The sequence below is a fragment of the Allobosea sp. 67-29 genome (assembly GCF_001898115.1).
Lineage (GTDB): Bacteria > Pseudomonadota > Alphaproteobacteria > Rhizobiales > Beijerinckiaceae > Allobosea.
Window position 1 is genome coordinate 24,455 of sequence record NZ_MKSQ01000020.1, and the last position, 26,133, is coordinate 50,587.

The 26,133-nt window shown below is 60.7% G+C and carries 23 protein-coding genes; 14 read left to right on the forward strand and 9 right to left on the reverse strand.

The window, feature by feature from the left end:
* Positions 1-257 precede the first annotated feature (257 nt).
* The 5 genes from BGO20_RS15575 to BGO20_RS15595 form a co-directional block, all read right to left on the reverse strand.
* Positions 258-2,093, reverse strand: a complete 1,836-nt coding sequence (locus BGO20_RS15575) for a TniQ family protein (RefSeq protein ID WP_089174887.1) — start codon at positions 2,091-2,093, stop codon at positions 258-260.
* The gene (locus BGO20_RS15580; RefSeq protein WP_089174888.1) at positions 2,090-3,151 is read right to left on the reverse strand and encodes an ATP-binding protein; all 1,062 of its coding nucleotides are present in this window, start codon (positions 3,149-3,151) and stop codon (positions 2,090-2,092) included. The genes BGO20_RS15575 and BGO20_RS15580 overlap by 4 nt, the downstream gene beginning before the upstream one ends.
* Positions 3,152-3,158: 7 nt before the next feature.
* Positions 3,159-5,309 (reverse strand): Mu transposase C-terminal domain-containing protein, encoded by a 2,151-nt coding sequence (locus tag BGO20_RS15585; RefSeq protein WP_291665129.1) that lies wholly within the window; start codon positions 5,307-5,309, stop codon positions 3,159-3,161.
* Positions 5,309-6,013 (reverse strand): TnsA endonuclease N-terminal domain-containing protein, encoded by a 705-nt coding sequence (locus BGO20_RS15590; RefSeq protein ID WP_089174890.1) that lies wholly within the window; start codon positions 6,011-6,013, stop codon positions 5,309-5,311. The genes BGO20_RS15585 and BGO20_RS15590 overlap by 1 nt, the downstream gene beginning before the upstream one ends.
* A 1,493-nt stretch (positions 6,014-7,506) precedes the next feature.
* Positions 7,507-7,935 carry a helix-turn-helix domain-containing protein gene (locus BGO20_RS15595; protein ID WP_089174893.1) on the reverse strand — a complete coding sequence of 143 codons (429 nt, stop codon included), beginning with the start codon at positions 7,933-7,935 and terminating at the stop codon, positions 7,507-7,509.
* 232 nt (positions 7,936-8,167) lie between these two features.
* Here BGO20_RS15595 and BGO20_RS15600 point away from each other — a divergent pair, with 232 nt between their 5' ends.
* Positions 8,168-9,271 (forward strand): HAD family hydrolase, encoded by a 1,104-nt coding sequence (locus BGO20_RS15600; RefSeq protein WP_291550179.1) that lies wholly within the window; start codon positions 8,168-8,170, stop codon positions 9,269-9,271.
* A 51-nt stretch (positions 9,272-9,322) separates the two neighbouring features.
* Positions 9,323-10,117 carry a metallophosphoesterase gene (locus BGO20_RS15605; protein ID WP_089174895.1) on the forward strand — a complete coding sequence of 265 codons (795 nt, stop codon included), beginning with the start codon at positions 9,323-9,325 and terminating at the stop codon, positions 10,115-10,117.
* A gap of 64 nt (positions 10,118-10,181) precedes the next feature.
* Here BGO20_RS15605 and BGO20_RS15610 read toward each other — a convergent pair whose 3' ends face one another.
* The 3 genes from BGO20_RS15610 to BGO20_RS15620 form a co-directional block, all read right to left on the reverse strand.
* Positions 10,182-11,552: an MFS transporter gene (locus BGO20_RS15610; protein ID WP_089174896.1), complete on the reverse strand. Its 1,371-nt coding sequence runs from the start codon at positions 11,550-11,552 to the stop codon at positions 10,182-10,184.
* Between the two features lie 65 nt (positions 11,553-11,617).
* Positions 11,618-11,896 carry a metal-sensing transcriptional repressor gene (locus BGO20_RS15615; RefSeq protein WP_089174897.1) on the reverse strand — a complete coding sequence of 93 codons (279 nt, stop codon included), beginning with the start codon at positions 11,894-11,896 and terminating at the stop codon, positions 11,618-11,620.
* A gap of 90 nt (positions 11,897-11,986) precedes the next feature.
* The gene (locus BGO20_RS15620) at positions 11,987-12,436 is read right to left on the reverse strand and encodes a hypothetical protein (RefSeq protein WP_157733014.1); all 450 of its coding nucleotides are present in this window, start codon (positions 12,434-12,436) and stop codon (positions 11,987-11,989) included.
* Here BGO20_RS15620 and BGO20_RS15625 point away from each other — a divergent pair, their 5' ends adjacent.
* The 11 genes from BGO20_RS15625 (at position 12,437) to BGO20_RS15675 (ending at position 23,601) form a co-directional block, all read left to right on the forward strand.
* Positions 12,437-13,162: a HupE/UreJ family protein gene (locus BGO20_RS15625; protein ID WP_089174899.1), complete on the forward strand. Its 726-nt coding sequence runs from the start codon at positions 12,437-12,439 to the stop codon at positions 13,160-13,162. It begins immediately after the preceding gene.
* An 11-nt stretch (positions 13,163-13,173) separates the two neighbouring features.
* On the forward strand, positions 13,174-13,854 hold the full coding sequence (locus BGO20_RS15630) for a transmembrane anchor protein (protein ID WP_089174900.1): 681 nt from the start codon (positions 13,174-13,176) through the stop codon (positions 13,852-13,854).
* A 461-nt stretch (positions 13,855-14,315) separates the two neighbouring features.
* On the forward strand, positions 14,316-15,107 hold the full coding sequence (locus BGO20_RS15635) for a substrate-binding domain-containing protein (protein ID WP_349236645.1): 792 nt from the start codon (positions 14,316-14,318) through the stop codon (positions 15,105-15,107).
* Positions 15,104-16,561 carry a sensor histidine kinase gene (locus BGO20_RS15640; protein ID WP_089174902.1) on the forward strand — a complete coding sequence of 486 codons (1,458 nt, stop codon included), beginning with the start codon at positions 15,104-15,106 and terminating at the stop codon, positions 16,559-16,561. The genes BGO20_RS15635 and BGO20_RS15640 overlap by 4 nt, the downstream gene beginning before the upstream one ends.
* Complete coding sequence (locus BGO20_RS15645) at positions 16,551-17,867, forward strand: sigma-54-dependent transcriptional regulator (protein WP_089174903.1); 1,317 nt, start codon at positions 16,551-16,553, stop codon at positions 17,865-17,867. The genes BGO20_RS15640 and BGO20_RS15645 overlap by 11 nt, the downstream gene beginning before the upstream one ends.
* Before the next feature lie 76 nt (positions 17,868-17,943).
* Positions 17,944-18,483 carry a MerR family transcriptional regulator gene (locus BGO20_RS15650; RefSeq protein WP_157733016.1) on the forward strand — a complete coding sequence of 180 codons (540 nt, stop codon included), beginning with the start codon at positions 17,944-17,946 and terminating at the stop codon, positions 18,481-18,483.
* A 17-nt stretch (positions 18,484-18,500) separates the two neighbouring features.
* Positions 18,501-18,662, forward strand: coding sequence for a hypothetical protein (locus BGO20_RS15655; protein ID WP_291665139.1), 162 nt, complete (start codon positions 18,501-18,503; stop codon positions 18,660-18,662).
* A gap of 179 nt (positions 18,663-18,841) precedes the next feature.
* A complete protein-coding gene (locus BGO20_RS15660) occupies positions 18,842-19,363 on the forward strand; it encodes an arsenate reductase (azurin) small subunit (RefSeq protein ID WP_089174905.1) in 522 nt (173 codons plus the stop codon).
* Positions 19,364-19,374: 11 nt separating this feature from the next.
* Positions 19,375-21,837: an arsenate reductase (azurin) large subunit gene (locus BGO20_RS15665; RefSeq protein WP_089174906.1), complete on the forward strand. Its 2,463-nt coding sequence runs from the start codon at positions 19,375-19,377 to the stop codon at positions 21,835-21,837.
* A gap of 74 nt (positions 21,838-21,911) precedes the next feature.
* The gene (locus tag BGO20_RS15670; protein ID WP_291665142.1) at positions 21,912-23,186 is read left to right on the forward strand and encodes a molybdopterin molybdotransferase MoeA; all 1,275 of its coding nucleotides are present in this window, start codon (positions 21,912-21,914) and stop codon (positions 23,184-23,186) included.
* A 28-nt stretch (positions 23,187-23,214) separates the two neighbouring features.
* A complete protein-coding gene (locus BGO20_RS15675; RefSeq protein ID WP_089174908.1) occupies positions 23,215-23,601 on the forward strand; it encodes a c-type cytochrome in 387 nt (128 codons plus the stop codon).
* A gap of 99 nt (positions 23,602-23,700) precedes the next feature.
* On the opposite strand, the gene BGO20_RS15680 is transcribed toward BGO20_RS15675, so the two are convergent.
* Positions 23,701-25,077 (reverse strand): transposase, encoded by a 1,377-nt coding sequence (locus BGO20_RS15680; protein ID WP_291665144.1) that lies wholly within the window; start codon positions 25,075-25,077, stop codon positions 23,701-23,703.
* Between the two features lie 239 nt (positions 25,078-25,316).
* Here BGO20_RS15680 and BGO20_RS15685 point away from each other — a divergent pair, with 239 nt between their 5' ends.
* Positions 25,317-26,084: a RelA/SpoT domain-containing protein gene (locus BGO20_RS15685; RefSeq protein WP_291665145.1), complete on the forward strand. Its 768-nt coding sequence runs from the start codon at positions 25,317-25,319 to the stop codon at positions 26,082-26,084.
* Positions 26,085-26,133 lie beyond the last annotated feature (49 nt).

Genomic DNA, 26,133 nt, shown 5'->3' on the forward strand with positions numbered 1-26,133 from the left:
CGATTGCGGAACTCGACCGACAATCGCGGCAACACTACGCCTCTCTGCACACCAATCGTTGAAGAGAGAGGCATAGTGTTTCCGCAATAGAAACCCTAAGTTATTGAAATCGTTTGATTGGGATTTTTGGATTCCAGGATCAAAGTTCCGCAATCAGAGGGATAGTACTTCCGCAAACTTAGCCGCTCTCTTAGCCCAAAACACAAAAAAACCCGGCCGTGAGGCCGGGTTGAAATCCTAGCGAACCTGGATTCGATTTAGATGCCGGGCGGAATAGCGGCTCGCTCGTAAAACGACGCGCCAACCTGATTTGGGGGCCAAGCTGGCTCAACACCGCGCATTGCCAATTCCCGCTTCAAGGCGGGCATATGCTGTCCGCGACTGCGGGCGAGCTCATGGAGCGACGCATATTGAGCTTTGAAACCTTCGATGGATTTGCGTGGAACGGCGATATAGGGACATCGATTGATAGGGTTGATCCGGCTCTCAGTCGCGAGCAGCTGGCGCTCTACGAGCACGCTGACAACCCTATCGGTGGATCGAAGTAAGTCTGCAGCCTGACGCATTGTAAGATTGTCACCGTATTCACCGTGCGTAAGCCGTTTGATCTCGGACACATCGACCAAAATGGAATGGTATCCGGTTGTCGCGGTCCACGAGCCTACCCACCCCAACTGGTGATCGAGTATCAGTTTTACAATCTCCATCGCCGAGCAGCAGGCACGCTTCGCCGCTGCTGCGATGGTCAACTGGGGCCCCTCAGGTTCTTTAACCCATACAGCGTTGGCGGACAGGCGCCTTATGAATTCGTCAAGCTCACGGCGGTCGTAGCGCTGATCGCCTAGTTCGAGGCGGTCATGCCCTTCCACCGGCTGAATGAAGCCATGATCTGCCAGGAGTTTGGTGTGCACGCGCCCGGCATTGATGTAGGTCTCAGCCTGCTTCAGCGTGATGACGTTCTGGAGCATCTCGATGATCGGCTCACCTGCTGACAGGCGAAAGGTCACCAAGTTGTCGCTGAGGTGGTCGCTATCGGGCGGCAACACGCCTGACGCGCGGAGCACCCTCCTGAGGCGCTTGTGATGGATTCCACTTGCGCGGGCCGCCGTGAAGACCGAGTGCAGCCGTCGTTCCTGAACAATTTGCTTGCCGAAGAGCCTGTCGTCCGGGCTGACAGGGGCCACGTCAGCGACGAAGTCGATGACGATGGCTTGAACCGGGTCGTAGTTCAGATCGCCCTTCATCGCGTACAACCATTTGAAGAATTGCCCAAACCAGGCCTGAGGGCCGGAGGCGCCTTGCCTGGCGCAACTGCTTGTCGACCAGAGATCGTGCAAGAACGCTCGAACATCGGCAGGACCGCCAGCGGCAATGTCGTACCCGCGGCTGCCGGCATGTCGCCAGTCCTCTTCGCTCAGATCGCGAATGGGCGCATCGCGCCCGTTGCGGTCTACGGCACCGATCACTTCGCAGGTTCTCCAGGCAACATAGAATGGCAGGCTGTCGAGCCAGCGGGGGCCGGCGCCGCCAGTCAGACGCGCTTCAAGATACTGCTCCAACTCTGTTGGATCGCCCGGCTTTGCCTCCTGAGCGAGTGTCGGAATATCAACGACGAGCGGTGCCATTCTCCGGGCAAAGTCATGAGTGGTCTGGTCGTTGCTGACCTCGCCGAACTCCACCAGCCGCACATGGTGCTTCAGGCAAACACGGTAATGTTGAAACAGCCAATCGCTGCGGCCGCTCGCTTGCCATGGACTGGCGCCATCGCCGAGATCCTCCGCCAGGCAGCGGGGGCAGGCCACGACTCGCGCTCGTCGGAGGGAGGATCTGACGAAGGTCTGCCCGCGATAGAGATAATGGTCATGCTCACGGACAATGGCCTGATCGAAGAGCTGCTCGACCGAAGCACCGGAGACGCTGGCAAACCGGCTCAACGCGGCCCGATCTCCGTCTACGATGTGCTGGTACTGGAAACCCATATCAAGCGCGAACACGCTGAGGCTCTGGGCGCGGTGCAGAAGTGCCAGCCGTGACAGGAAGCTCGCCGGTGACTCACCGGTCCGCAGCTCGAGCGAAGGATAGAGGCCGCTCATGAGCGACCTCCATTCTTGCGACCGCGACCACTACGACGCGGCGGGTCAATCGGTAGGACGGGCTCGATTGGCGGCTCATCAACCAGGACCTGTGAGCAATCGAGATCAGCCCAGTTTGGAGCCACGAATGGGTTCATCAGCGCGCCGCAGCCGGTTCGGTCTGTGTAGGCAGTGGCGAAGTGCTCGATCGAAAGCGCCTTCTCGTCCAACAGGGCCAGCTCGACGGCCTCGTGAATCAGCTCAATCACAAGCCCGAAGCGGTGCAAGGCGCCGTGGATCAGCCGAGGCGCGATCTGCTCGGCCGCGTCTTCGCCAATGGCGACGCCAACCACCTCCGCAAGGCCGCAGATGATGCCTTCGACCATCTCATTGTCGTCGGGCAGCCTTAGCAGCGGAACCGACACAAACTGGCCACGACGGCGAATCTCGTCGATTTTGCGCATCTCGGGGATCAGGCTAGGCAAGCCCGAAATGATCAGGCCAACTGGCCAGGACGAGACCATCAGCGTCTTGAAGGTCTTCCTGATGTTGTCCATTTGGACCACGTTGGCGTTGTCCGTCAGATTGTGCGTCTCGTCGAAATGGATGATCAGCACACCGGCAACGGGTAGAAGCTCCAGGATGCGGGCCCAGATGATGTGATCCGCCAATTCCCGAGCCAGAGGGTAACCCAGTGCTCTGAGCACCTCTCGCCCGAGCGTTTTTAAGGTGCAAGGAGCTGGCACGATCACCCTGAGCAAGGGAGAGCGATGCTCTCCCCGAGGCTGAAGGATGGGGTGTGTTCGAAAAAGCCGCTCGAGAGATGCGGTTTTTCCGGTTCCGGCCTCCCCGCTCACGAAGAGGCAGCGCCCCTCATGCCGAGCGTGCGCTGGCTCGCTGCCAGACTGCCGCTGGCTCAGAACGGAACGCATCAGCGTATCGAACTTGCGCCTGAGCTCAGGATCCCATTCCGTCTCGATATGCTTGTTTTTCAGCTTTTCACGCGCCGCCAAAACGATTTTCTGCTGCTCTGAAAGCGAAACGCGGAATACCTCAATGAGGTCAGAGTTATAGGTCATGGAAATATCAATCCGTAATCTTAAATGAACGGGTCTTGGCTTTGGGTGCGACAGCTGAAGGCACAGCGCGTTCGCTGGTCCCGGTCGGAATCGCCCCCGCGAGCAGATTGCCGACGAGCGGCGTGGCGCCGTCAGCCAGCTGCGCAGGTCGACCAAAGCCGTACCCGAGCTCCTTTTGTGCGTAGTCCAGTTCTTCGGTGCTGGGCCGAGTGGAGAAGATATTCACGCGGGCAGCAGCTGCCCTGCCAAGCTCCCAGGCATCCTTGATCGCCTTCGCGACGATCCTATCCGCAACCGCCGCCTCAGCCTTGAATCGCCGCCGAAGATCCGCCTCCGCCGCGCGCCAAATTTTCAATGGGACGTCGTCGAAGCCGGGCCGTACGTTCGGAACTGCGAGCCAGCCGCCATCTTCGAGGCGGACGGAGACGTGACCGAGGTCCATATGGTCCATGCGGACCTCGAGGGTGACATCACCTCGCTGGCGGCGAAATTCCTGCAACTCGCGGCTATTGAAGTGGAGGCCGAACAAGTTGACGCCTTTGGGCGTCAAGCAGCAATCGCGCTTGACACCGAAGACGGCACGACGACGGTGGCGATCAGGCGATGGAATGATCCCATAGGCCTTGACCAACCGCTTCCAGCAGTTGGCGGGTGTTTCTCCTTTCAAACCGGCGTGCGGAGTGTTGTGGTAGATGTCGAGCACCCACCGGGTGATGACATCGCAGAGCTCATGTAAGGTCAGGCTGACTCGGGCGACCGGGTCGTAATCACCCTTCGCCGCGATCGATTCAAAAGTCCGGCCGGTGTACGGGCAAAGCGCTTGCGTACCTGCTGTTCTGAAGAACCGCTCGATGCGACCCCGAAGTGACGGAATTCCGGCTGGCGGAGCTTCCGCGTCGGCTTCGAGATCGATGATCGCGCGACGAAACCGCAGGGACAGAAAAGCGGCCCCCTGATCATGAACAATGCGCTCGGGCGAGCCATAGAAGTCGTCTCGGCACATCGCGCCGGCGGCCAAGGCGTACGGCGCCTTCGGCGTCACCACCATCTCGAGAGTGTCCAACGCAAGCTCGGCCGTCGGTGTGAGGCCGAGCTTGAATCCAACACAGACGGATGTCGCGCTATCCAGGGCAGCGCATAGCCACGGACGAGCGGTTGCGATCTCTGACTGCAGCTTGTCTGAAAGCTTATCGAGGATCCCGAGATCTGCGCAGAGGGTTTGCAGGTTCACGCGCCATTCATCGATTTCAACGCGCTGAAGTGGCCGCTCGACGTCGACGCCGTTTTGCACCATCGCGAAGCGCTTTCTTGCGGCATCGAGACCGTAGCGGCATGCATGAACATCGAATTCGTGGAAGGAGTTGATCTCCGCCACCAAGCGCTCATAGCTTGGGACCCGAAGCGGCTTTTCACCCGCCGCCTCCCGCTTCGGGTTTTCCTCCTCGATGATGTGAGCCTTCATTAGGCGATGGACATCGCGCTTGGTCGGCCGGGTTTCCGACATGTACATCTGGGTGAAGCGGTGCATGATCTGCCGCTCAGGCAGCCCCAGTCGCTCCGTTACACGGTTACCCGATCTGAAATAGCGCTTCCGGAGCGCGATAGCTCGTTCGCCGCCCTCCAGGTACCACTTGCGCCATTTGCGATAAGTGCGCGCGCTTGGAGGTTTGCGGCACCCAAGCTCGCGATCGCCAGCCTTCGGCTTGATGATTTCGCCATCTGCATTGCGGTTTGCAGTACGACTTAGCTCATCAGCATGGTCGCGCTGCGCGACAACTGGAGCCCACTTCTTATAGGATGCGTCCGAGAGAGTGGCATTCTTGGCCTGGATCTCCTTCTCCATCCCTCCGCAAAACCTCGTGCGCCACAGCACCTCTTCCTGCTGATCTTCTGGAATCCAACTGATCAGCCCATCGACCGAATTGGAGGCAGCGGACGCTTTGCCCTCGGCAAATGCGCTCCGTTCAAAACGGAAGTCGGGCTTTGAGGAAGCCAGCAAGAGATCCCGGTCGGTGAAAGTCTCGACCACATCGGGATCATCAACGCGTTCGAGAATATATCCGTGGGGCAGACGGCGGCGGCGCTTGTAAGCGATGTTGTTGATGACCAGGCGATCCTGGTACGACAGGCTGAAGCGCGGGGTGAATTCGGAGTTCATCACGCGACCTCCTCATTGCTCGAGGAGATCGTGAGCTCGATCCTAGCCAGATATCCGATGCGGGCATTGTCGATGACGCGAACGACGCCCGCGGCGATCAGGCGGATGATTGCCTGGAAGGCCTGACCTTCGAGGCCGCTCGCCTCGATGATCTGCCCGATCGTCGCGTACTTATGCTCGGCCAGAAGACGTTTGATGAGTTCGTCGTGCGCCGGGTTCGAGGTGCGAAGCGACTGCCTGAGCAAAACCGCGTTATGGACATGGTCTAGCGGGAGGTCCTCGTCGGTGACGAGCTTTACGCCATCGGCGAAGCTGCGCGGCAATTGCCGAGCGATGAGACTTAATGTCTCCAGAAAGCGAGTGCGTTTCGCGACTTCCATGGGCTTGACCGCGATTGCGATCTTCTTTCCCGATCGCAAAGTTGCCAGGAAGTCGAATGTGTGCCGCCGAGGGGTACCTTCGGCGTCGACCCAGGTCACAGCGGGAGGCTGCTCTCGAAGGTCGACGACATCTGGATTGGTCGCGATGATTTGCGCCGCGTCACGTTCCTCACCAGACTCGCACATGACCTCGCGACCGTGGACAACGATGCTGGGTCGGCACGCCCCGCGGCTCTTGGAGTGGACATTTCGAGACGAACGCGACTCGCCCGGCAGATAGATCATCGGAGCCGGCGAAGAAGGCAGGTTTTCAATAGTAAGCATCTTGGGGTTCTCTTCGGTAGGCACACTACCGCGACCCCAATTTCTCGTGAAAACTGCTTGCGCTTTATCACGCGCGCATGTATACACGAGGAACTGAGTTCGGCAGCTGCCGGAGTTCGGTAGGTCCACTCCGAGGTTTTCCAGTTCCGGAGGAGTGGGTTGTCTCAAGGGGACATTCTGACGGGCGTCAGAATGTCCCTTTCATTTTTGAGTCGGTTCGAGCTTCGTCTCTACATTCCTGGTTCCTGATCTGGTTCGGGCTCGGTTCTGCCGATGAGAGGGAAGGCGATGATCTCGGCTGTTAGAACGGGCCTGACCCGCGCTTCAGCCTCGGCCTCCGCCAGAACGACCTGTGCGGCGGCCACGGATGCTGCGTGAATGGCACGCAGTGCGACCCGATCGCCAAATTCCACTCGGATTTGACCGAGCCGGACTACGAGAGCAGCCAACTTCTCCATTCCGTACTCCGTAGATGAAAGGGGTATGGTTCAGGTCGATTGGGCATGAACTAGCCAAAGTTGATGCTGCCTGTGCGTTTTCAATCTGTGTTTCTGTCGCGAAATCTCCATCTGTTATCCCAACTCATTCGCTGGTTGACGGGTTTGTACCTCAGGCAACGGTATCTCTGTCCAGCGATTTGACGCCGACTCATGACCGGTTTTGCGTCGACTTTACCGATTCGACTCTGTATTCGCTTTATGGTATGGGCGGGGTGATTATCGTTAGCGCCGGACGAACCAAAAAAGCCGATCGCGGATGAAGCGATTCTATACCGGCTGCTTTGCGGGTTTGGTTAATTACTTGATAATGGGTTGCCGCGTCAGCTGACGCGACGCGATAGGCGCCTTGTCGGTGAGTTCCGCTTGGCGTCGTCTTGGGCGCTAGCGACGTGTGGCTACCCGGATCGGCAGTTCTTTTTGGGGTATATGATGAGGCCTGCGTTGCCCTAGGCGCGTAGGATGGCGCAGGAAGTTAGGCCGACGGGCTTTTTGCCCGCGTGGGGCGTGAGAGCCGAGCGTTAAAGTTGGGCCGCCATCTGAAGTAGTGTCGTCAGTTCGCAGCCCAGTTCGTCGAACTCCTCATCGAGGAGTTGGTCCGATAGGGGCCCGTCGGCTATCGAAATTGTCGCACCTCGCGCCGGTGAGACCCGCCGTCTAATATCCGGGTGAGGGGGCGCCCCGCGGCGCCGCCGAGGAAGACTGGCAATGAGTTCTCGTTCGAGCGCGTTCGCGCGCCAGACCTGGGTCGTGCCTATCATGGGAATTCTCCGCTGGCCTAAGTGGTTTGCAGGCACATCAACGGCCGTCGCGGCCGGTGGGCAGTTAGCGGAATGCGCCGATCAATCCGGCTCCGATGCAGGCCGATCCGGATCGGGCAAGTGCTGCTGCAGGCGGGCAGGGCGGTTACCTCGGGTTGGCCTCGACCTAATTAATATACCAGCGGTGTAGATAATTTCATACAATTCGACGCAATATGGTTAATTCTGAAGCGCACTAATCTCGGGTTTTTGACCTGGGCGCTGGGAGGGGTTCGTTCAGAATGACGACACCAGTTCGCTCGCTTCCGATCAAAAAACGAGCGCCTTGCCTCTCTAGTTCCTGCCGAATTTTCCTGTTCGTTTCCAATTGTGGCGCGACAAATAAATTCTCGAAATCATTGATAGTTTTCTTGGAAACGCCAGCGCGCTCGTGAAGCGTCTGCTGCGAGATATTGAGAAGCTGTCGGGCTGCCTGGCACAAGAAGCCGGGAATTTCCTCATCTTCAGGCATCGGCAGCATGCTCCCCGACGTGAGCAGGATCGGACCATCCTTTTTTAGGTGGAAAATTCGTATACTACTGGTATAATGATATACCTGGTCGCGAGGCTCGCCCGAAGGTGCGGCGGTCTCCGCAGGTGGATATGACTCCGACTTGGCCTTCATCAGCGCTTCTTCACCAACAGTGCCTGCGAGCTATGTCGTTACGCGACATCGAGCGATGTGGCGTTCTGTTTTGAAAAATTCCGCATAAGCGGCTGAATCAACGTGAACGGGAGCATCGCAAAAATGGTGGTCCCGGTCGAGTTTGCTCAGGCGTTCAAAGGCTGATCTCGCCGTTTATCCGCAGCTTCCCGCGAAGTTGTCCGCAAACAGCAATTCGCCGCACGAGGTCCAAATGTCCGAACGGAGTTTCGAAGAGCGCGCTCGCGTGAGTGCACCCGGTATGCGCACGTTCCTCAACATTGCTCGTCGCTGGGAACTATCTGAGAGACAGCAGGCGCAGCTTCTGGAGTGCAAATTACCGCAACTCCGCAAATGGGCGAGGATTGCTCGTGAGCATAAGCCGCTCGCGCTCGATACAGGCACGCTACTAAGGATTTCGGTAGTAATCGGTGTTTTTGCCGACCTGCGCCAATTCTTGTTGCTCGTTTCCGGCGCACGAGAAGAGCGATTGTGGTTGCTTCGACCCCGACAGCTTCCTCCGTTCAATGGCCTGTGTCCGCTTGAGGTGCTTTGCGGATCATTCGAAGATCAGATGACCGTACGGCGGCATATTGCTGCTGTCGTCGAGGGCGCATCGGCTCGCCGTGACATAGATTTGAGCGATCCAGCCAGTACCGCCAACGAGGAGATTTGGACAGGTGCCACGTCGCGTGAGATTCAGGCAGTTTGCTTTGATGCATTCGGGACCGTTGTAGAAATCGTCGACAAGCGTCGTCCATTCCACGCGCTTCTCCGCGATGAACCGTCGGGCGCGCTGGCGGTGATGGCAATCACGCGCCCGACCGGCTTGCGACAACTGTCGCGAGAGATGGCCAACCCCGTAACTGAAGACGAGCTGGCACGGCTAGAAGCAGACGTTGAAGCGGAGTGTGCATCGACGCGGTTGCGACCGGGCGTGAGCGAGATGTGGTCCGCGTTGCGTCGAGCCGGGCTGAAGATCGCGATCTGTTCGAACCTCGCTTACTCCTACGAGCAGACCTTGATCGATCAGCTTCCCGATTCACCTGACGCGCTCGTGCTGTCGTTTCGTGCGGGCCTGATGAAGCCCCAGCATGAGATTTACCGGTTGGTATGCAGGGAGCTACGACTGCAGCCCTCTGAAGTCCTGTTCACCGGCGACGATCTGGAGGCAGACGTCTTCGGACCGGGCGCCATCGATGCGCTGGCCATGCCTATCGAGGAGTTCGAGAGCTCGTACTCGGGGCGCGTATCCTTCTTTGCGCCGAGCGAGGTTGTCGACCTCTTCGCGCGAATTGCCGCTGCGAAGGCGCGGTAGTTCCGCCCCCAACTTCGACCCTTCCGTCAGTTCAAACGACTTGGAGGCAGAATGCGCTTGCTGGTGATCTCCGATCTGCATCTTGAATTTGGCCCCTTCAAGTTTCCTGCGCCTATGCCGGAGTTTGACGTGGCGGTGTTCGCCGGCGACATGGGGCAGCCAATTACGGCGGCTGTGGCGTGGATGGTGCAGCAAGAGCAGCACCTGGGCCCGCTCTCTGGGCGCCCAGTCGTTTATGTACCTGGGAATCACGAATTCTACGGCAGCGAGATGAAGTCGAGCCTCGCCGATGGCAGAGAAGCAGCGAGGGCAGCGGGGATCGAGCTGCTCGCCCGTCGCAGCGTCGTCATTGATGGCGTCCGCTTTATCGGCTGCGTATTATGGACCGATTATCGCCTCCTCGGGACACCTAAGCCGTCGATGGTGTTTGCCGGGCAGGAGCTGAACGATCACAGACTCATTCGCTATCGCGAGGACAGCGGTCATTATAGCCGCTTCATGCCCTGGCATGCAGCGGCCGAACACCGGCTCGATCTTGCTTTCATTCGCAGCGAGCTTGCAAAGACGCACGAGGGGCCAACCGTTGTGGTCACGCACCACGCGCCACACCCGCAATCGGTCCAGCCAAGACACCAGGGCAGCGCGCTGTCCCCGGCTTTCGTCTCGGATCTGAGTGTCCTAATCGAGGACTACCAGCCAGACCTCTGGATCCATGGCCATGATCACGGATCGCACGACTACAGGGTGGGACGCACGCGCGTTTTGGCCAACCAGGCTGGTTACCCAAATCTGCACGGCGATCGAGAGAATCGACGGTTCGACCCTCTTTGCGTCGTTGAGGTCTGATCAGTCGATCAACGCATGTCACAGGTGATCTGTGAAGCGAGATCAGCCTATCCGTCCCAGCCCATCAATTGGCCCTCGAGGGCCAGCGGGTGTGCAGGTCATCGATCACGAAGGCGTGGTCATGACGATGGCCATCGGCCTCGACCAAGTGGGGATGATCCGGCGGTAGATCGTCATGGCTGTGAACCTGGGTCTCGGCGTCGGCCGCGGGCCAGACCTGTGCGGCAACGACGAGTGCGGCAAAGGTGAGGGCGGAGAAGGCCAAGGCGGTGACGGCGAGCGGAAGCGTAGCACCGAGCCATCCAGCGAGCGGATAGGTCACCAGCCAGCAGGCATGCGATAGCGCAAATTGCGCGGCAAACACGGCCGGACGGTCGGCTGCCTGGGCGGAACGCCGCAGCAGCCTGCCCGATGGTGTCTGCACGGCTGAGTAGCCGATGCCGAGCAGCAGCCAGGTCAACAGGAGCAAAGACCAAACCTGGCTTCCCGCCGGCAAGGTCGCGTTCGTGGTGCCGGTCCCGGAAGCGGCGAACAGCGACGCGCTGAAGAACGTCAGGATGAGGCCGAGCCAGAACGCCGCAGACAGCATCACGCGCCGGTCGGGAAGCTTGTCGAGAATGCGCGGCAGGACGAGCGCCGCAAGCATGGAACCGCCCCCAAAGCAGGCCAGCGCCAGGGCAACCTGCCCATCGCCCAATCCGAGCCAACCCTTCACGATGACGACGGTGTTGACGATGACCAGCGCACCGCCGGCTGCCGCCGCCATGTTCAGAGCCAGTAGACCGCGCAGGCGCGGCGTCGCCAAATAAATGCGCATCCCACGCGTCGTCTTGTCGTAGATGCCTCCCTGCCGATGGGCGGCGGGCGAAGCGGGTAGAGACACCGACAGCACGAGAGCTGCGGAGCAGAGAAAGCCGACAACGGTGCCTGAGAATAGCCAGTGAAAGCTAACAAGGCTCAGCAGTAGTGCCGCGAGAGCCGGGCTGACCAGACTCTCGAGATCGTAGGCCAGGCGCGAGAGCGAGAGGGCCCGCGTATAGTCGGCTTCCTCCGGAAGCACGTCGGGGATCGTCGCCTGGAAGGTTGGTGTGAAGGCAGCCGAGGCCGATTGCAGCAGGTAGATCAGGACATAGATCTGCCAGACCTCGGAAACGAAGGGCAGTAGCAGAGCGATCCCGGCCCGCACGAGATCCATCGCGATCAGGAAGGCGCGTCGCGGCAGCTGTGCGGCGAAGGCACCGACCACGGGCGCGACGGTTACATAGGCGATCATCTTGACCGCCAGCGCGGTGCCGAGAACCGCGCCCGCCTTTTCACCCGCAAGCGCGAAAGCGAGTAGTCCCAGCGCGACGGTCAGAAGGCCTGTCCCAAGCAGCGCGATGATCTGGGCGAGGAAGAGGTGCCGATAGGTTCGGTTGGCGAGAACGTCGAGCATGATCGTCCGATGCAGTTCTAATCAGCCGCGGAGCGGCGAAGTCAGGGCAGCCTGGGATCACGTTCTCATAGGTATTTGGCTATCTCCTTGAACTCGTCGATCGGGCGGCGCTGTTCGCGTGCGAGAGGGCCGATGACGTCTTCAAGGCAGTGATCGAGATGGTCTTGGATGAGGTTCTTCTTGGCCTGCCCGATCGCCTTTTCGACCGCCTGGAGTTGCTGGGCGAGCTCCAGGCACGGCCGGCCGGCTTCGATCATTTCGATGACCTTGCGCAGATGGCCCTCCGCCCGCTTCAGGCGTTTGGCGATCTCGGGATGGCTCTCGTGAAGATGGCTATCGGACATAGCTGATGGTATCCCCCTGGATAGGATGAGTCAAAGCGCGATTCGGCGCCTCCATGTCATCACGTCAAACTTTCGTTAAGAATGGTGTCCCTAGCTAATCGTATGCCGCGTCGCAGCATCAGAAGCAGATCGAGCCTCGCGGCCGCCTTCTTGGCGGTGTTCGCGATGTTGCTGTCCGCGGTCCACGTCCAGTCGGGCCACAATGTCTATGCGATGGCTCAGGCCGAAGCCCTGCGCCATGCCGAACTTGCCGTAGCGATCGCGGAGCACGGGCATTCGCATGACGAGGGCGAGCCGAACGAGCGCGTCCCAGGACATGTCCACGGCCACAGCACCTCCGACCATGTTCACGAGACTGCGAACCTGGTCGGTCAGCCCCGGCTCGGAATACCGCGTTTCGTCGGCATCGTGATGCGGCTTGAGCCGCAAGACACCGAACTGAGGCTTCGCCACGGCCTCGATCGACCTCCGAGATCTGTCGTCGTTTGAAAAGCGCTCCGCCACAGGCGGCGTTCCCTTACGACAAATCTTGGAAATCAAATGAAACAATCCTCATTGGCGGGGCGTCGCAAGCTGCGCGCTCTGCTCATAATCCTGCTCGCTGCGATGTTCGGGCTCTTCGGCCTGAACGCTGCGCTCGCCCATGCCGTCGCCGAAGGCGACAAGGGTTACATCCAGGAGATCACGGGGGTGAACATCGTCCCCTTCGTCTATCTCGGGGCCAAGCACATGGTGACGGGATACGACCATATCCTGTTCCTTTTTGGGGTGATCTTCTTCCTCTACCGGCTGAAGCACATTGCGATCTATGTCAGCCTGTTCGCCATCGGCCATTCGACGACAATGCTGCTCGGCGTCTATTTCAACGTCGGAATAAACAGCTACATCATCGACGCGATCATTGGCCTCTCGGTCCTTTACAAGGCGCTCGACAACATGGGCGCGTTCCAGAGATGGCTCGGCTTCCAGCCGAACACCAAGGTCGCGACGCTCATCTTCGGCCTGTTCCATGGCTTTGGCCTGTCGACCAAGATCCTCGAATACAGCATCTCCCCGGACGGCCTCGTCCCGAACCTCCTCGCGTTCAATGTCGGCGTCGAGATCGGGCAGCTCACCGCCCTGGCTACGATCTTGATCGTGATGGGCTTCTGGCGTCGCACCAACAGCTTCTGGCGCAATGCCTACGCCGCCAACACCGTCATGCTCACCGCCGGGTTCGTGCTGATCGGTTATCAGCTCACCGGCTACTTCATCTCGCAGGTTTGAGGTTCGAACCCATGTACAACACCGATATTCCGACCCGCGCGGAACTGCCGACCTCGGCGCAGCTCCTGCGTTCCACTGCCATCGCCTTTGTCGCCGCGGCTGGCATCCTCGTCACCATCGTGCTCCCGGCCGAGTATGCTATCGACCCGACCGGGGTCGGCCGCATGCTCAAGTTGACCGAGATGGGCGAGATCAAGGCTCAACTCGCAGAGGAAGCCCAGCGCGATCGCCAGAAGGATTCGACGGGCTCCATCGAGCAATCCAACCGTCCGGCCTCGGATCAGCGTTCCAGCCTGTTCGGCAGTGCGCTCGCGGCCCTTCTCGTCTCACCCGCCCATGCGAGCGAGCGGCTGGTTGTCGCCCAGGCTGCCGGACGCAAAGAGGAGACGGTCATCACCCTGAAGCCGAGCGAAGGCGTTGAATACAAGCTGACGATGAAGGCGGGCGCCAAAGTGAACTTTTCTTGGGCCACCGACGGCGGCGTCGTGAACTACGACATGCACGGCACCCCGGCCGGGGGCGGCAAAGAAAAAAGTTACAAGCAGGGCCGCGGCGCCGCTGGCGACGAAGGCGTTCTGACCGCCGAAGGCGACGGAGGCCACGGCTGGTTCTGGCGCAATCGTGGCGCTAAGGACGTGACGATCACGCTGAAAACCAACGGCGCTTATGTCGAAATCAAACGAATGATCTAAACGGATGCCTGCCAGCCGGTCGATCGAGCGACCCGGCTGGCAGGCCTTGTCGGTAGCACTATACGGGTCTGCCCGACGCTGGTGCTCGGAGCAGGGTGCCCGGAAGCAAAAGGGTTTTTCGACCTCGAGGAACTCGCGTCGCAGGACGGCGCAACCGGGGCGATCTGGCAACGCGCGACGGGAGTAGTGCGGGGTCTACGATAGTGGCGCGAACGCCTAGCTCGCAGCGCGAGGCTATCAACAGAGAGAATCTTGAAGGCGACAATTCGACGATCATCGAGATGCCGAAGCTATTTGACTGGGGTCCAGCGAGGGACCAGATTGAAATAAAATAAGCAAAATCTGGGAGGTTTGCCGTGACATCGAGGGTCGGCCGGCTCTCAGGTCCAGCCGTCAAACGCCGCGCTCTCACGCGTCGAGCCGTCTTGATTGGTGTAAGCTCAACTCTCGCCGCGCCTTCTGTGCTCCGAGCTCAACAACCATTCCGCTTCGGCCTGACACCGGTGTTTCTGACCTCCGATCTCGAACTGCTCGAAGCGCTGCAGCGGTATCTCTCGACCGCCATGAACATGGAGGTCCAGCTTGTTTTGAAGCGGACCTATCAGGAGATTACGTCGCAGCTGATCTCAGGGCTGCTCGACGCCGCCTGGATCTGCGGGTTTCCCTTCGTGGCCTATCGTCGTGAGCTCGAACTGGTGGCTGTCCCCGTCTGGCGCGGCAAACCGACCTATCAGTCCTATCTTCTTGTTGGTGCTGATCGCGATGCGAGCTCGATCGCCGATCTACGCGGAGACATTCACGCGTTCTCTGACCCAGACTCCAACTCGGGATATCTCGTGACACGGGCATTGTTGGCGGAGCGTAGAGCCAAGCCCCAGGATTTCTTTCGGCGAACCTTCTTCACGTACGGGCATCGAAACGTTGTTCGCGCGGTAGCCGCGGGCCTGGCTCAATCGGGTAGCGTGGATGGATACGTCTGGGAGGTGATGACGGAGACCGAGCCGGAGCTGACACGGCAAACTAGGCCTGCCTGGCGCTCTGCCTGGATGGGCTTCCCGCCCATCGCGACGTCCACCCCGAACGTCAGGAGTGACGGGATTGCGCGCCTGCGGCGGGCATTGATCGAAATGCCAGCTGATCAGACGGGTCGGGACGTTTTGGCTCTTCTGAGGCTCGATGGTTTCACGCCTGGGGAGCCTGCGCTTTTCGACAGCATCGCGGCCCGCGTGGATTTGGTGAGGGCACTCGGATGAGGCGAGCTTCGCTTGATCCGCGGCGCTGGCCGCTGGCTTTCAAGGCGCCTGTTCTCGTCGCAGTTTTCATGGTGGTGGTCAGTATCGTACTAACCAATGTCGTGCTGACGCGACTGCGCGAGACTCAGGAGCGACAGCTCGCGGCGATGTCGACGATCTACCTCAACGGCCTGGCCTCGGCAGTCATCCCGCATGTCTTGCGGGAGGATATCTGGGAGATCTTCGACATTATCGAGAGGGGAGCGACGCTCGAAGGTGGCTTCGGCCGCGCGAGCATCGTGGTCGTCGACAGCAAGGGAGAAACGCTTGCCGCAAGCGATCCCCGGCAAGCGCCTGTGCTCAGTCGGCAATCTGAACGAGATCGTGCATTCGATGGCGACGCGCTGCTTTTCGTCGACACTGGCAAGGGGCGCGCTTTCGCGCGGAGGCCTTTGCTCTACCAGGATCGCCGCATCGGCGAGATCTATGTTGACTATGATATCTCCCACCTGCTGCGCGAGCGCGGCGAGGTCCTCCGAACCCTGGTCGCCACAAACGCTGCAATCGCCTTGCTGCTGGCCGCCTTAGGCTACTGGATCATCAGGCGCATGCTCGGGCCGCTTGGCACCCTATCGAGGCACCTCGATCTCAGCGTCTCGGGGCCGGTACAGCCGATTCCTAAAGACGAAATCGTCGCGTCGACCCGCGAGTTCAGACGCCTGTTCATCCGCTTCAACGCGATGGCGCGTGCAGTCAACGAGCGCGAGGCGATTGCCAAAGAGCTGGCGAATGAGGAGCGGCTGGCCAGTCTCGGACGCCTGGCCTCCGGCATGGCCCATGAGATCAACAACCCTCTCGGCGGCCTGTTCAACGCGATCGACACGTTGAAGCGCCATGGCGACAAGCCGAAGGTTCGATCGATCTCGCTCGATTTGATTGAACGCGGCCTCAAGGGAATCCGGGACGTCGTCCGCTCGACGCTGGCGGCATATCGTGCCGATCGCGATCCACGCCATCTGGCCGCAAATGACCTCGATGATCTGCGATTGCTCGTTCGGCCAGAGATTGCCCGGCGCACATTGACACTGGATTGGCAAAACACGATCCAGGGCGAGTTGCCAATCGAGGCGACTGCGTTCCGTCAAATCGCGTTGAACCTGTTGCTCAATGCGATCGGTGTAAGCCCACCTGGCGGCCAGCTTTCAGTAATCTGCGCGATAGAAGGCGATCATTTGCTGCTGGAAGTCCACGATCAGGGGCCCGGCTTCAGCCCCGATGCCTATGCCGTTCTTGCCGGTGAGACCAGCAGCCCAGTTCCGTTCGGTGAAGGGGCGGGGCTCGGATTATGGGTCACGCGTCGTCTCCTCGAGGAGATGGGAGGTCAGGTGGTGATCGCCAGGTCACCGCTTGGAGGTGCCTTGATCCGCATGACAATCCCCCTGCGCGCAAAAGAGGAGCTTCGCGATGTCGCTTGAACGTTGCGCCATCGGCTTGATCGAGGACGATCCGATCATGGGGGAATCTCTTGTCCAGAGGCTCGCCATTGAAGGTGCCGATGTCACCTGGTGGAAGACCAAAGCGGAGGCTGTGCAGGGACTCTCGAAGCGCCGGCCGCAGGCGGTGATCTGCGATCTCAAGCTGCCAGACGGCAATGGCGAGGAGATCTTCCTTGAGACCGTGAAGTCCGAACGAGCTCCCCCATTCCTGTTTATGACGGCCTTCGGAGAGATTGATCAGGCGGTGCGGTTGATGCGGTGTGGCGCGGCGGATTACGTCACAAAGCCCTTCGAGATGTCGGTATTCCTTGAGCGCTTGGAGACCTTGGTTGATCCGGCTGAGCCGGAGGGCGAGGGGCTTCTCGGCGTATCGCCTGCAATGCGCGCGCTCGAAAGCACTCTCATGCGACTGGCCAGGGTCAGCGCTCCGGTCCTGCTCACGGGTGAGACCGGGTGCGGCAAGGAGGTTTGCGCCCGGTTGCTACATGCGTCCCGTGGGACAGCCGGGCCGTTCATGGCCGTGAACTGCGCCGCTATTCCGTCGGACCTCATGGAGAGCGAGCTCTTCGGGCATGAGAAGGGCTCTTTCTCGGGCGCTCACGCCCGCCATCTTGGCTACGCTGAGCGGGCTGGTGCGGGAACCCTGTTTCTCGACGAGATCGGCGATCTCGCGCCGAAGCTTCAGGCAAAGCTCCTGCGGCTTCTGGAGGATCGCAATTTCAGCCGGGTGGGTGGCGAGCAGATCGTTCCGTTCAGGGCAAGAGTAGTTTGTGCCACCAATGCAGACCTGCATCGGAAGGTGAGGGAAGGGACATTCCGCGAAGACCTCCTCTATCGCATCAATGTCGTGCATGTTCCCGTTCCACCGCTGCGCGATCGAAATGAAGACGTGATCTGGCTGATCAATCGCTTCGTGGCGGAATTCGCGAGCGAGATGGGAGAGCGCGTTCAAGGTGCCAGCGCGCTGACCCTGGAAGCTGCGCTCGCCCATAGTTGGCCTGGCAATGTGCGCGAGCTCCGCAACCGGGTGGAACGTGCGGTTGCTCTGAGCGACGGACCGTTGCTGATGCCGGGTGATCTGTTTCCTGATCTCGAAACTGCCTTCAAACCGTCTCAGCGGGAGGGGTTGGAGGGCATTCGCGACGAAGCCGAGCGGCGCCATATTGCCCGTGTTCTCTCTGAAAACGATGGAGCAGTGCTTGCTACCGCGAAGGCACTTGGGGTCTCCCGGACCACACTTTGGGAAAAGATGAGACGGTACGGCCTGGGATCCGCGAGAGATTGAGACTGCAGATAAACCGTGGTCTTTGACACGGTTTTGTCTTTGCGGTATTCGTGGGGCATCTCACGGATTGCAATGCATGAGCTCTCGACGCCGGACGGTCCGATATATCTCGACCGAGTACACGCCTGGTGAAGCGGCGCGTGCGACCGGCGTTTCGGTCGAGTTGCAGCGTGATTGGAAGCGACGCGGCTATTTGGCCTCGCGGGACGATGGAAAGCACAGCAGGTACACATTCGAAGACCTGAGCCATATGCTCGCGCTCAAGTCCTTTTCGGATGCGGGGATCGGACTTCGGGTCGCCGCCACGCCGCTCGGTAGCGACGGCTTCCGCAACGCGGAAACGGCGGCGAGCATGGCCATGTTGCCGATGCTCGGCTTCGCCAATTATGCGGTCGGGACGACTGATCCCCGCCACAGGATCGGCCGCTATGTGATCGTCGATAGCGCCGGGGTCTGTCGGACGGACAGTCTCGATGAGTATGAGCGAGAGCGGGGAACGCTTCAGCCCGGTGGGCCGGTTACAATTGTTTTCGACACGAAGAAGGCGGCCGAAGCGATCCTGGCGAAACTCGATCGCCCGCATCTGGTCGTTGAGACCACGGACCTGGACGAGTGAGAAGCGCGATGCCAAGCATGGATGCCCTCACTGCGATTGTCGCCACTCCGACCGTGTTGAGCTTGATCGGGGTCCTCGGGCTCGTGCTTGCCATGCGCCTGCGGCGGCTCAAATGGCGGGATTTCGAGATTTCTTTCGGTCGCGACGACGGCGAGCAGCCGACGAACTCTTCGCGCTGATTGCAGGGTCTGGATTTCCTTACTTTCGCAACCGCAGCATGTTCGAGAATTCGAACATGCTCAGATCGACCATGATCCTTAGGCCACTGTTTTTGTTAAGGACTTCGGCCTTCTGAGCCCTGGCACGGGGCCTGCAATCACCTCCTACCGCTCACGAGAAGCTGGCTGGAGGAACCTCAATGAAGAAGTGCGATCTGATGGTCGATCTCGGCCGCCGCCGGTTCCTGTCAGGAGCGGGGTTCGCCGCGGCAGGCGCCGCTGCGACGACGATCGTTTCCGCGCCGGCTCAGGCAAAACCCGCTGCCGCGCTGGTCGAGTATCCCGCCAACAAGCTCGGAACTGTCGCAGAGCTCAAGGTCAACGAGCCGAAGGATGTTGCCTATCCCGATGATGATGCGCCGGGCGTGCTGATCAAGCTCGGCAAGCGCGTTCCGGGAGGCGTCGGCCCTGACGGCGATATCGTCGGCTTCTCGACCGTCTGCCCGCACAAGGGCTTTCCGCTCGCGTTCAACGCGACCGACAAGACGCTGAACTGCCCCGGGCATTACTCCCGCTTCGATTGCGAGGCTGGCGGCCAGCAGGTTTGGGGGCAGTCGACCCAGAACCTGCCGCAATATGCGCTGCGGGTCGAAGCCAATGGCGACATCGTGGCTGAGGGGCTCGACGAGCTGCTCTACGGCCGCCTGTCCAACGTGCTCTGAGGGAGAAGGCCATGACCTATAAGCGTCAGATCGATCGCCTCCCCATCGTCCCCGCGGACGCCAAGGAGCACAACGTCACCTGCCATTTCTGCATCGTCGGATGCGGCTACAAGGCCTACACCTGGGACATCAATCGGCAGGGCGGCACGGATCCGAGTCAGAACAAGTTCAAGGTCGACCTTGCCCAGCAGCAAGGGGCCGACAGCAGCGCCTGGTATTCGCCGTCGATGTACAACATCGTCAAGCAGGACGGTAAGGACGTCCACTTGGTCATCATGCCGGACAAGAACTGCGTGGTGAATTCGGGCCTCGGCTCGGTTCGCGGCGCCCGCATGGCGGAGACTTCATTCTCGGAGGCGCGTTCGACACAGCAGCAGCGCCTCACGCACCCGATGGTCTGGCGCTACGGCGCGATGTCGCCGACGTCCTGGGATGATGCGCTCGATCTCGTGGCCCGGGTCACGTGCCAGATCGTCAAGGATCAGGGCGAGGACGGGCTTTTCGTCTCCGCTTTCGACCATGGCGGCGCCGGGGGCGGCTACGAGAACACCTGGGGCACCGGCAAGCTCTATTTCGGCGCCATGAAGGTGAAGAATATCCGGATCCACAACCGGCCCGCCTACAATTCCGAGGTCCACGCCACGCGCGACATGGGCATCGGCGAGCTCAACAACTGCTACGAGGATGCGGAGCTCGCCGACACGATCGTCGTGGTGGGCGCCAATCCGCTGGAGACCCAAACCAACTATTTCCTGAACCATTGGGTGCCGAACCTGCGTGGCACGTCGATGGACAAGAAGCGCGCCGAGCTTCCGAATGAGGCTCATCCCCCTGCGCGGATCGTTATCATCGATCCGCGGCGCACCGTCACGGTCAACGCCTGCGAGGTGGAGGCCGGCAAGGACCGGGTGATGCACCTGGCCATCAACTCGGGCAGCGATCTTGCGCTGTTCAATGCCTGGATGACGTACATCGCCGAGAAGGGTTGGCTCGACCGGGCACTGATTGCCGCCTCGACCAACGGCTTCGACAAGATGGTCGCGGCCAACAAGACGACCTTGGAGCAAGCTGCCGCTCTGACCGGTCTTACCGTCGACCAGATCCGCCAGTCGGCGGAATGGATCGCGTCGCCAAAGGAAGGCAATGCGCGTCGCCGCACCATGTTCGCCTACGAGAAGGGCCTGATCTGGGGCAATGACAACTACCGCACCAACGGCGCGCTCGTGAATGTCGCTCTCGCCACCGGCAACATCGGTCGGCCGGGAGGTGGCTGCGTGCGTCTGGGCGGCCACCAGGAAGGCTACTCGCGTCCGTCCGATGCCCATGTCGGTCGCCCGGCGGCATACGTCGACAAGCTCCTGATCGAGGGCAAGGGGGGCGTTCACCACATCTGGGGGTGCGACCACTACAAGACGACGCTCAATGCCTACCAGTTCAAGAGAACCTACAAGAAGCGCACTGACCTGGTGAAGGAGGCCATGGACTCGGTCCCGTTCGGTGACCGTACGGCGCTGGTCAACGCCATCGTCGAGGCGATCAAGAAGGGCGGCCTGTTCTCGGTCGATATGGACATCATACCGAGCCAGATCGGGCAGGCGTCGCATGTCTGGCTCCCGGCCGCGACCTCCGGCGAAATGAACCTGACCTCCATGAATGGCGAGCGTCGTATGCGCCTCGTCGAGCGCTACATGGACCCGCCTGGACAGGCGATGCCCGATTGTCTGATCGCGGCCCGCATCGCCAACAACATGGAGCGCGTCTTCCGGGAGATCGGCATGGCCCAGGTCGCCGACAACTTCAAAGGCTTCGATTGGAAAACCGAGGAAGACGCTTTCATGGACGGCTATCATGCCCATGAGAAGGGCGGAGAGCACGTCACCTATGCTCGCCTGAAGGCGATGGGCACGAATGGCTTCCAGGAGCCGGCGACCGGCTTCGCGGACGGCAAGATCATTGGCACGAAGCGGCTTTTCGCTGACGGTAAATTCGGCGGCAAAGACGGCAAGGCGACCTTCATGGAGACGCAGTGGCGTGGTCTCCAGGCTGCCGGCAAGCAGGCCGAGAAGGACAAATTCCCGTTCCTGATAAACAATGGGCGGGCCAACCTGATCTGGCAGAGCGCCTATCTCGACCAGAAGAACGACTTCGTCATGGACGCCCAGCCGTATCCCTTCATCGAGCTGAACCCAGCCGACATGACCGAGCTCGGTCTCAAGGACGGGGATCTCGTCGAGGTCTACAATGACAATGGCTCGACGCAGGCCATGGCCTATCCGACGCCTTCGGCGAAGCGAAAGCAGGCCTTCATGCTGTTCGCGTTTCCCACTGGCGTCCAAGGCAATGTCGTCTCGCCAGGCGTCAATGAGTTCGTGATCCCGAACTACAAGCAGACCTGGGGCAACATCCGGAAGATCGCGAGCGCGCCGGAGAATACCAGGCATCTGTCCTTCAAGAGCCGCGAATACGCGGTCTGACGTCGTCACGATGAGCGGGTCGGACGCATGCGCGACCCGCTCATTTCCCGTCGCTTCCAGCTCGCAGGTTGCCCATGACCGCTCCTGTTGCGGCGGAAGCATTGCTCGCGGCTCCAGCCGTCGATCATGCTTCCGTCACTCTCTCGATCCCGGAAGCATGCGCTCGCGCATCGGCCTATGCCGCGCCGTTGATCGAGGCCGACATTGTCCCGGTCGCGCAGGCGACGGGCCGTACGCTTGCCGAGCCCGTTGTGGCGTTGGTCGCGACTCCGCCCTTCACCCAGTCCGCCATGGACGGTTATGCCGTGGTGGCGCGTGACGGGATTGCGGTCGGAGCCCGCATTCAGGTCGTCGGTCGTGTTCCCGCTGGCAGTCGCGGGGGCAAGATCGCTCGTGGCCAAGCGACCCGGCTATTCACCGGAGCCCCGATTCCCGAGGGGGCCGACGCCGTCGTCATGCAAGAGCATGTCGATCGCGATGGCGATGTCATCGTCCTGCGTCGCCCGATCCGGGCGGGAGACAATATCCGGATCAAGGGCGAGGACGTTCAACCGCTTGAGACCCTTCTCCAAGTGGGCGAGCGTCTCGATGCCCGCCATGTCGCCCTTGCCGCCGCGCAGGGCATCGGCACCTTCAAGGTACGCGCACGGCCGCGTGTGGCCGTGATCTCGACGGGAGACGAGCTCCGACAGGCCGCTGACGCACTCGAACCCAGCGCGATCTATGATTCCAACCGGCCAATGCTGCTCGCCTTGATCGAGCAATCAGGCCTGGTGCCAATCGACGGTGGCTGGGTTCCTGACCGCCCTGAAATGATCGCCGATCGACTTCAGTGTGCGGCCGAGCGAGCCGACCTCGTAATCACCAGCGGGGGCGCCTCCCTCGGCGAGGAGGACCATGCACTTGAAGCGCTGGAGCGGGCAGGAGGCAGCGGCGAAACCCTCAAGATCGCCTTGAAGCCCGGCAAGCCCGCCGTCGTCGGTCGCATCCGTACCGCGGCGTACCTGGGCCTGCCCGGAAATCCGGTTTCGAGCCTAGTCTGCTGGCTGCTGCTGGGCCGAACGATGACTTGCTCCCTTGAGGGGCGGGAGCTTCCACGGCGGCTCGGCTTTCCCTTACCGAGCAAGTCAGCCTTTGCTCGCCGCGCAGGCCGAACTGAGTTCGTTCCGGTCAAACTCGTCGACGGTCCCGAGGGCCTTGGCGTCGAAATCTTTGGCCGGGGCGGCTCTGCCCGGTTGCAACCCCTCGCTGAAGCCGACGGTTTGGCCGAGATCGCTGCGGAGAACGGCGGCGTTCGTCCCGGAGACGTGATCCTGTTTCATCCGCTTCGTGGCGCTTTCGCCATCTGACCCTTTCATCATCGGAGATCCATCGACCATGAATCGCCTCTGGCCTGTGCTTGCCTTGCTCGCAGCTTCGCCGTCCGTTGCCTTTGCCCAGGACATTTCGGCGGGCGAGCGCTCCTGGAACAAATGCCGTGCCTGCCACCAGATAGGTGAAACCGCGAAGAACGGCGTCGGGCCAGAACTCAACGGGTTGTTCGGCCGGCATTCCGGATCAGTCGAGGGCTACAGCTATTCGAGCGCCAACAAGAACTCGGGCATCACCTGGGACGAGGCGACATTCGCCGTCTACATCAAGGATCCGAAGGCCAGGATTCCAGGAACCAAGATGGTGTTCGCCGGGATAAAGAATGATCAGGAGATCAAAGACCTGACCGCTTTCCTCAAGCAGTTCGACAAGGATGGAAAGAAGGCTCCGTGAGCAAATATCACGTTCGCTCGCGGCCGATTGTGTTGAAGAAGTGGGCGCCGGGTCGGCTATCGACGAAGGCAGGGTGATCGGTGAGAGGGCGCTCGCCCCTCATGCCGGCTGGGGCGGCGCTCCCATCGGCATCAGCTTTGCCATTTTCCTGAGGTTCTGGGCGGTGGCTGCGAGGAGGAACTCGTCGCGTGCGCCACAAGGTCCTCGCAGCCGCAAACGATCGAGTTTGAGGATGCGTTTCAGATGGGCGAAGAGCATTTCGACCTTCTTCCGCTCGCGTCGTGAGGTTGCGTAGGCATCGGTGGCGGCGATGTCACGCGCCATGTCGCGGGCGCCTTCATGGATGGAGCGGAGGACCTTGCGGGCTGGGTCTTTCGGACAGCACCGCGGCTTCAAGGAGCAGGCGTCGCAGTCACGCTTCATGGCCCGGTAGCGCATGAGGCCCTCGCGATCGACGCCGTCACGCGGCACCGCGAAGGCGCGACGGAACTGTCGAAGCTCCTTGCCGCCCGGGCAGATGTAAAGATCGCCCTCATGGTCGTAAGCGAAGTCAGAGCGGCTGAAGGAGCCGTCACGGCGCTGCGATCTGTCGAAGACCGGGATATGCGGCTCGATCCCGCGCTCATGCACCAGCCAGGCGAGGTTCTCGGCCGAGCCGTAGCCGGCATCCGCCACCAGTTTCTCGGGCCAGGTGCCGAAGCGGTCCTGCGTCCGCTCGACCATGGTTCGCGCAGCCCCGACCTCGGCCTGGCGCACGGCCGTGGTCGCCTCCACGTCCATGATGACGGCATGCTTCAGGTCGATCAGATAGTTGGTCGCATAAGCGAAGAAGGCCTGCCCGCCATGGGCCGCGGTCCAGCGCGCTGCCGGGGCGGCCGGCGAGATGAACTTCGGCACGACCGGGGTCGCCGCGCCGAAGGCGGCATCGTCCAACACGGCGAGATACTCGCGCACGGCATGGTGCGAGACCTCGGGAGGCAAACCGTCCTTGCCGGGCACGCCGTCTTGACGGTTGGCGTCTGCCTTGATCAGGCTGGCGTCGACCGCGAAGCCCTCGCCGCCGACCAGCCCTTCCGCCATGCAGCGCCGAACCGTCGTCTCGAACACTTCGCGCAGCAGATCGCTGTCGCGGAAGCGGCCGTGCCGGTTCTTCGAGAAGGTTGAGTGATCGGGCACATCACCATCGAGCCCGAGCCGGCAAAACCACCGATAGGCGAGGTTCAGATGGACCTCGTCGCAGAGCCTGCGCTCGGAGCGGATGCCGAAGCAGTAGCCGACGATCAGCATCCGGATCATCAGCTCCGGATCGATCGAGGGGCGGCCGGTGTCGCTGTAGAACGGACGCAGATGCGCGCGGACGCCGGACAGGTCGACGAAGCGGTCGATCGCGCGCAGCAGGTGCTGAGGCGGGACATGCCGCTCCAGGCTGAACTCGTAGAACAGCGCCTCCTGCGCCACTGTTCGTTCGCCCATCATCGGCCGCCCCTCCCAAGGACAACTGAATCAGGACTTCAGTCTCGTAGCAACGCCCACTTCTTCAACACAATCGGCCCTTGGCTGACATTCGGAGCATCAGCCTCCGGGTAGTCGAAGAAAGGATACGCTTCTCGCGATAATTTGTGCCTGTGGACATTTGCGACAGCATGTTGCCGGGCGACGCAGGGGCAGCCTAAATAATGAGCGTCCGCCCCTGTCTGTTTCTCAGTGAACCTCTCATGGTCGCCTATCCACTTTTCGTCTACAGCAAGAAGGATGTCGGCCGAGCAGGCAGAAAACTCGCCGGTGATCTTGTCTGGAATACTGAAACACAGGACGAAATTCGTCATGCCTTTGCTGTCGCGAATAGTTGGCCCGACTCACATGCGGCGCCGATGCGCCGCATACACGCTGAGTTAATCGCGAAGGTCAGGAAGCTCGGTCTCAAACAGACCTCTGGAATCAGCGCAGCCCGACTAAAGCGCATGACGTCCATCCGGAAGAAGCTCCGGAAAATCAATATCGGACTGGAAGCGATTCAAGACCTGGGTGGTTGCCGAGCAATCCTGCCGCGGATGGAGGACGTGCAACGACTCGTGAACGCCTACGGTGACAGTTGCCGCCACATAATCTTTGACCAGAACAACTACATCGCAGAACCGAAGCCAGGCGGTTACCGCAGCCATCACCTCAAGCTCAAATTCACCGGCAGCGGGGAGGTAGAGCACTTCTCGGGGCGCCGGATCGAAGTGCAGGTTAGAACGCAACTTCAACACACTTGGGCGACGGCTGTCGAGGCTGTCGGTTTAATCCGAGGTGAGGATCTCAAAGGGGGCGCCGGTAACGGAGATTGGCTGCGCCTGTTCGAGTTGGTGTCATCGGAGTTCGCAGAGCACGAGAATTGCTCGCCCGTCCCAGGTGCGCCAGTCGGCAGGCCGCGACGCCAAGAGATTCTCGATCTCGATCGCAGACTTGGAGCCGCTGCGACGTTAGACAATCTGAGCTGACCTGAGACCCTGATCTTCCTCCATGAATGGGTAGAGTCTGTCGCGAAGG

Bases quoted from the DNA above. Each gene is read 5' to 3' on its own strand.
- BGO20_RS15580 (WP_089174888.1), bottom strand. From the start codon at position 3,151: ATGACCTATAACTCTGACCTCATTGAGGTATTCCGCGTTTCGCTTTCA.
- BGO20_RS15670 (WP_291665142.1), top strand. From the start codon at position 21,912: ATGACCGCTCCTGTTGCGGCGGAAGCATTGCTCGCGGCTCCAGCCGTC.
- BGO20_RS15650 (WP_157733016.1), top strand. From the start codon at position 17,944: ATGAGCTCTCGACGCCGGACGGTCCGATATATCTCGACCGAGTACACG.
- BGO20_RS15630 (WP_089174900.1), top strand. From the start codon at position 13,174: ATGTACAACACCGATATTCCGACCCGCGCGGAACTGCCGACCTCGGCG.
- BGO20_RS15575 (WP_089174887.1), bottom strand. From the start codon at position 2,093: ATGAGCGGCCTCTATCCTTCGCTCGAGCTGCGGACCGGTGAGTCACCG.
- BGO20_RS15600 (WP_291550179.1), top strand. From the start codon at position 8,168: ATGTCCGAACGGAGTTTCGAAGAGCGCGCTCGCGTGAGTGCACCCGGT.
- BGO20_RS15625 (WP_089174899.1), top strand. From the start codon at position 12,437: ATGAAACAATCCTCATTGGCGGGGCGTCGCAAGCTGCGCGCTCTGCTC.
- BGO20_RS15685 (WP_291665145.1), top strand. From the start codon at position 25,317: ATGGTCGCCTATCCACTTTTCGTCTACAGCAAGAAGGATGTCGGCCGA.
- BGO20_RS15675 (WP_089174908.1), top strand. From the start codon at position 23,215: ATGAATCGCCTCTGGCCTGTGCTTGCCTTGCTCGCAGCTTCGCCGTCC.
- BGO20_RS15615 (WP_089174897.1), bottom strand. From the start codon at position 11,896: ATGTCCGATAGCCATCTTCACGAGAGCCATCCCGAGATCGCCAAACGC.
- BGO20_RS15680 (WP_291665144.1), bottom strand. From the start codon at position 25,077: ATGATGGGCGAACGAACAGTGGCGCAGGAGGCGCTGTTCTACGAGTTC.
- BGO20_RS15610 (WP_089174896.1), bottom strand. From the start codon at position 11,552: ATGCTCGACGTTCTCGCCAACCGAACCTATCGGCACCTCTTCCTCGCC.
- BGO20_RS15665 (WP_089174906.1), top strand. From the start codon at position 19,375: ATGACCTATAAGCGTCAGATCGATCGCCTCCCCATCGTCCCCGCGGAC.
- BGO20_RS15660 (WP_089174905.1), top strand. From the start codon at position 18,842: ATGAAGAAGTGCGATCTGATGGTCGATCTCGGCCGCCGCCGGTTCCTG.
- BGO20_RS15640 (WP_089174902.1), top strand. From the start codon at position 15,104: ATGAGGCGAGCTTCGCTTGATCCGCGGCGCTGGCCGCTGGCTTTCAAG.
- BGO20_RS15595 (WP_089174893.1), bottom strand. From the start codon at position 7,935: ATGAAGGCCAAGTCGGAGTCATATCCACCTGCGGAGACCGCCGCACCT.
- BGO20_RS15590 (WP_089174890.1), bottom strand. From the start codon at position 6,013: ATGCTTACTATTGAAAACCTGCCTTCTTCGCCGGCTCCGATGATCTAT.
- BGO20_RS15655 (WP_291665139.1), top strand. From the start codon at position 18,501: ATGGATGCCCTCACTGCGATTGTCGCCACTCCGACCGTGTTGAGCTTG.
- BGO20_RS15605 (WP_089174895.1), top strand. From the start codon at position 9,323: ATGCGCTTGCTGGTGATCTCCGATCTGCATCTTGAATTTGGCCCCTTC.
- BGO20_RS15585 (WP_291665129.1), bottom strand. From the start codon at position 5,309: ATGAACTCCGAATTCACCCCGCGCTTCAGCCTGTCGTACCAGGATCGC.
- BGO20_RS15645 (WP_089174903.1), top strand. From the start codon at position 16,551: ATGTCGCTTGAACGTTGCGCCATCGGCTTGATCGAGGACGATCCGATC.